Here is a 5,550-nt window from a genome sequence, read left to right on the forward strand (position 1 = left end):
GATTTGGGTGTTTCTGTTACATCTGGGGTTTTAGCTGTCTGAGGAAGTTCAGTTGGCTCTAGGATTTTAGTGGATTTGGGTGTTTCTGTTACATCTGGGGTTTTAGCTGTCTGAGGAAGTTCAGTTGACTCTGGGATTTCGGTGGTTGTTGCAATTTCAGCAATTTCCAGAGTTTTGGGGTTATGTTCGGTTTTTTCTAGGAGGGAATTTACAGGGGCCATCATTGAGAGTCAAGAGGTGAGAGGTGAGAGGTGAGAGGGAAGAGGGAAGAGAGGGAAGAGAGGGAAGAGAGATTAGAGTTTTAAGCTTTAAGATTTAATTCAAAACTGAGAACTATAACCTCTCAAGTCTTACCCCTAACTTCTTGCTGGAAATAGCTGACGACTGTTTGGGCGATCGCATCTGTGCCATCTTTGGCAAGAAACTGTGATGTTTTGGGTGGTTGCGGGGACTCAAGGAGAAACTCCCAGTGGCTACTGAAAAACTCTGTAGGGTTCAGAATTTGATGGTAAGCGTAATTTTCGATACCTGCCAGTAGGATGTCTGATTCAGCAAAATCCTCGCGGGTAAGGGAAACAATGGGGATATCCAGGCTTAATGCTTCGGCAAAGGTACTGTAACCAGGCTTAGATAGAACTCGCCCACATAAAGGCATAAAATCTACAGGGCGGTACTCGTGTCCCTTAACCTTGAGTAAATTGGGGAAATCCGGTGCAAGGGAATCAAAGGTAATGAACTGCCAATCCGGAAACTGACACACATTATGGTAAGGAATTTGTTGGACACCCAGACCACCAAAGGTGAGTAAGATAGTTTTTTCAACAGGGATATTCAGGCCAAAAGTCTGGCGCAATTCCTCTGAACTATAGTTTGGCGAACCTCCTGTTAATCCTACATCTGCGATATTGGGGAAAGCACTCATGGGTTCGTGTAAGGGCAGGCGAAATAAGCGATCGCAAAATTGGTAAGCATCCCCCATCCAATCGGCAATCTCGCTAAATTCCCCACCCCACTCCCGATAGATAAAGTCCCAACCAAAGTTACCCATCATCCAACAAGGAATCCCAGCCCCTTGAGCAATGTTCACTGCCAGGGGAGGAATATCAGCAAGAATCAGCCCTACCCGATTTGTCCGAATAAAGTTTACTTCACTAGTAATAATTGATTTTTCGGCAGAGCGAATCTCTTTTAGTTTTGCCAAGGTTGCCTCTTTATCCATAGTCAAGCTGTCGGCTTGAATCACACCGACATCAAACGCACGAGGGCGATGAATAAAATTCCCTGGAATATAAGACTCTAACAACCAGCGCGGTGCAGTCGTAACTAAAATCAATAGGATTTCCGGACAGAGTTGTTGAATTGCTGCCGCTACCGATGAGGCGCGGACAGCATGACCAAAGCCGTGGCTAGTAATTGCAAAGTATAAAACAGGTCGAGACATGCCAGTAAGTCTATAGGTTAAGATAGATGCCCCGATCCATTTTCTCACCGCTTCTAAAAATCTAGGTAAACCTAGGAAAACTCAACGGTATAAGTTTCTGAAGCAATCTCTTCTAGTGCTGACGCTTCCCCGATCCCGAGGTTGGCCAGAAAATCCCAGTTAGAGACGGTATAATAATCGTGTCTGCGATTAATACCGGATTGCTTGATTTTTTTATTCAGTTGACTCCACAGGCTCCAAACGTGCTTAGTTGAATTCACATCAACAAAGGCGGTTAAGGAGCCTGGTATCTTTTCACTTAATCTCATCCCACGACGGGCAATCGCTAGGGCTGCCCCCGTGTCACTAGCCAAGCCATACAGCCTCAGATATTTGACTAAACCAATCATACTAGAATAGGCAGGATTGACTGTTATTAATTCAATCCCTCTATTAGAAAGTATTGAATTTAACTGTTTATCAAACTCAGAATAACCCCAGCCTGATAGCATCCTAGCATATTTTCGACCACGCTCTCTCAGTTGATTTTTCTTGTTGGAAAAGTCCAACTCTTCACAGACAACAGGACATGAAAACTTAATCGCTAACTGTGCTAATTCTAAACAAGCAATCACAATCTGAGCCTGTTGTTTACCATGAGGCAAACCAGTTTGTAAAGGTATTTTACCCCGTGCTTTTAAGTTACCTTCACTGTCAATATAAGCCCAACCAATTGAGCCGGGGTTCATGTCAATACCGATAGAACCATAATCCACAGCACGAGATACTTGCTTAACTTTTTCCGGTGTAAAACTAACAGCAGCCACCCAGACTCCTGACTTATAATAAAAGTGCCAAGTTTTGGCTCCTGTTGCTGGTAAGCGGTTAATATTTCTCTGGAAGTCTCCAATTTTAGACTCTACATATTTACCAAATTGAGACTCTAAGCAAGCTGGAACTCTCAACTTAAGATTATTCCCATCCCATTGACAGACTTGATTCCCGTAAGATTCATCAGTCGAACCAACTATAAATACTTGATTTTTAGGGACATAAACCCTCAGTGGACTTGACTTTAAAGTCGCTAGTTTTTTCAAGTATCTGTCGAGTTTCCGTTTCTTATTGTGAATCTGAAAACGTAAGTTTTGCCAGTTAGTTCCCTTGTATTTTAGTGAGCTACACAAGGGTATTACGCAACCAGTTTTACTATTTTGCCAGTTCTTTTTTTCATAAAATTCCCGAGCATTCTTGAGCTTTTTGGATGCTTTCTTAATCCAAGTTTCACAAGATTTAGCTTTGGCTTCTAAGGTTTTGATCTGTATAATCCGACACTTCTTGGCACTATCAACAGCACCCTTGGCTGCGGCAATCGCGCCATTGGCATGACGTTTACTAATGCCTAATGTTGTCTGGAGATGGCTGTTCCATTTTGACTTATTAAATTCAGTTTTCGACAAGAAAAAGTTGACTGTCTCACATACAGCAGAGCGAAAGATGGGAGCATAAGCAATCAAAAACACCGATAGATGAGTTTTGCCGATGGCGTTCAACTCATCTATCGGTGTTGGGAGTGCTTTGCAGTACGTGAGAGTGGTCATAAAGTGCAATATTCTTTGGAACCTGACTTTATCTTTATATATTAACTCAGTTCGGACTGATTTAATGGCAGCCCTCAGTTTCCCAACGTCGTTAGGGTGTATAGACAGAAGGGACGGAGTTTTGTCTGGTTTGCTGTATAGCAACTGCCAGGGCGGTTAAGTCATTGATCAGAGTCGAAATACACTGACAAAGTGACCAAAAATGCACTAAGCGCCTTGGCGACTGCTATACTAATCTATCTCTCCACGGCTTTACACAGAATTTGCCAGTCTAAGTCTAGGTAAATCTATGTATTTTAGCAACTGCTATCAACCCGATCGGGGAGCGTGAGTAGTTCGCGGTGTACCCGAATACATCTTGACAGGAGCGAGAAAGGTTGTACAATTCCCTTGTTCCAAGCGTTAAACTAGGATTTGTCTGTAATTTAACTTCCTGAGTTCTGAAGAAAACAGGGGGTTGACGGAGAAACGGGGAACAGATGGTTTAATGGTTTAGTAGATCCAAGAGCAAGAGATCGAGTCTGTCCTGACGAAGGATTCAGCGTCTGTATAAATTGATAACACCTTAAAAGCGGAGCTGGTTCGTGTCGGTTAAGTCGATCTCTAGGATTATTTATCATGATTTAGTTAGTACTAGTAAATATTACACGGGTAAAGCGAAGCCCGATCTGCAAAATATGTCTGAAACATTCGACTCTAAATGGGTTTCGCCCCTAAAACATGCTCCGAAGGTAGCGATTTATACATTAGCCACAATCGCAGCCCAGGGTTTGCCTCATCCGGCATTGTCTCAGTCGAGTCTGGGTATAGACTACGCTCCTCCAAGTGTGGCATTAGAAGAAGCTCATCATGATGATGGGATGAGTATTCAATCCTCTGAGCAAGGGGTAGGGCAAGAGGAGCAGAGTCAGAGAAGAAGTACAGGCGTTAAAAATTCGATCGCAGTCAGTGTAGAGCCAGAGTCCACCATATCACCAGAATTTCTACTCGGACAGGAATTTGGCAGAGTGGCGATAGAAGGAATTGAAATTACAGAAAAGGAGACTGCTAACTCGATTTTGCCAATGGTAGAGCCTAGTGTCGCCAATGCCAATGTCGAGGAGCCAAAGACAGGGGCAAAAGAGTTGACACAGGAGTATAGAGCCGATAGGGTGACTCCCAATAATAGCGGTGAGGGGAATTTACAGCCCGCAACGGAGGGGAACAACTCCGATATGCCTCAGCAGTCTTGTCAGGCAATTTTGGCACAAGCGCCATCGACAGGGAAATCTTGTGTAGATATTGATACTTTGCAGCAAAGACTCCGGCAGGTAGAAGAGCTAAAGGTTGAGAATGAATTTCGAGCTTCTCCATCACTCAGTATTGCGATCCCTACCGGGTTTGGTGCAGATCAGAATACTCTGTTTGTTAGCGGCACCTATCAAGAACAAACTAGATATACTGACGATGATGATGGCGCAGTCGGAATTGGTATCGGTTTAGGGGATGCGCAAAAATCGGTTGGTGTGGAATTCTCCTATACACTCGCCAGTTTTGGCACCAGTCGAGATTTTGGTAGTGGAGGCTTTAATGTTAAACTCCATCGCCAATTTGCCCAAGGTTGGGCGGTGGCAGCGGGGTGGAATGGAATTTTAAACCTGGGGGATGGAAATGACTTCGAGCATTCTATCTACGGCACTGTCAGCAAAATTTTCCGCACCCAAACTGACATTACTCGACCATTTAGTCGGATTGCGTTTACTGCTGGTGTTGGCAGCGGACAGTTCCGTACTGAAGATGCGGTTGATGATGATGATTATAATGTCAACGTGTTTGGTAATGTTGCGGTTCGGATTGCTCAACCCGTTAGTTTGATTGCCGAGTGGAGCGGGCAAGATTTGGGAGTGGGGCTTTCAATCGCACCATTTAAAAATATCCCTTTTGTAATTACCCCAGCATTGCGGGATATTACGGGGGCTGGAGATGAGGCTAGATTTGTTTTGGGTACGGGTTTTGCGATTAAGTTTTAATCGAGGTTAGAGAAGTGGGAGTGACAGTAATGAATAACAGAAAATGGCTGAATTGGGCAATTGGTTTATCTATAGTGGGTAGTGGCGCGATCGCAAATCCTGGAAATGCGCTTCCGCCCAACCAATCAGATATTACAGGAACCAATGTCTGGAATAATACCTCCCCTATTTTTGAGGAGGGGGGTGAAATCGATCCGGAAATTCTGGCTAAGGCTAGAAGTCTGGATCGAGGATTGAAAGAGGCGGCTTCACGTTGCCCTGAAGCTTTTGGCCAAACGGGGCCACGTCGGTTTGCTAGGGAACCAGGAAACGCCAACCCAAATTGTATGGAGTTGAAGCGGTTGGTGGAGGAAAGCCGGGTGTTTTTGGAAGAGGTGAAGCGCGATGGGGTGGAAACAGCTAGTGGGAGTCGCAATCGGCTTTGGTAGGATGACTGGAAATTAAAAACCTAACCCCCCAGCCCCCAATGGAAGGGCAGGGCTGTTTCATTTTCGGTTAAACAATTGAGGACAAGGGGGACAAG

The 5,550-nt window shown here is 44.5% G+C and carries 4 protein-coding genes and 1 pseudogene; 2 read left to right on the forward strand and 3 right to left on the reverse strand.

The genetic code is table 11. The features are described from left to right. From NJ959_RS22775 to NJ959_RS22785, 3 genes and pseudogenes are all read right to left on the reverse strand, one after another. Positions 1 to 224, reverse strand: a pseudogene (locus NJ959_RS22775) (hypothetical protein); the annotation flags it as partial. Positions 225 to 343: 119 nt separating this feature from the next. Then, entirely contained in the window at positions 344 to 1,441 is a 1,098-nt protein-coding gene (locus NJ959_RS22780; RefSeq protein WP_254014034.1) for a glycosyl transferase, read from the reverse strand. A gap of 71 nt (positions 1,442 to 1,512) precedes the next feature. Next, on the reverse strand, positions 1,513 to 3,018 hold the full coding sequence (locus NJ959_RS22785) for a hypothetical protein (RefSeq protein WP_254014035.1): 1,506 nt from the start codon (positions 3,016 to 3,018) through the stop codon (positions 1,513 to 1,515). A 677-nt stretch (positions 3,019 to 3,695) separates the two neighbouring features. On the opposite strand from NJ959_RS22785, the gene NJ959_RS22790 reads away from it, so the two are divergent. After that, complete coding sequence (locus tag NJ959_RS22790; RefSeq protein ID WP_254014036.1) at positions 3,696 to 5,027, forward strand: hypothetical protein; 1,332 nt, start codon at positions 3,696 to 3,698, stop codon at positions 5,025 to 5,027. 29 nt (positions 5,028 to 5,056) lie between these two features. Beyond that, positions 5,057 to 5,455, forward strand: coding sequence for a hypothetical protein (locus NJ959_RS22795; RefSeq protein ID WP_254014037.1), 399 nt, complete (start codon positions 5,057 to 5,059; stop codon positions 5,453 to 5,455). The last annotated feature ends 95 nt before the right edge of the window (positions 5,456 to 5,550 follow it).

The sequence above is a fragment of the Limnofasciculus baicalensis BBK-W-15 genome (assembly GCF_024178385.1).
Classification (GTDB): Bacteria; Cyanobacteriota; Cyanobacteriia; order Cyanobacteriales; family Coleofasciculaceae; genus Limnofasciculus; species Limnofasciculus baicalensis.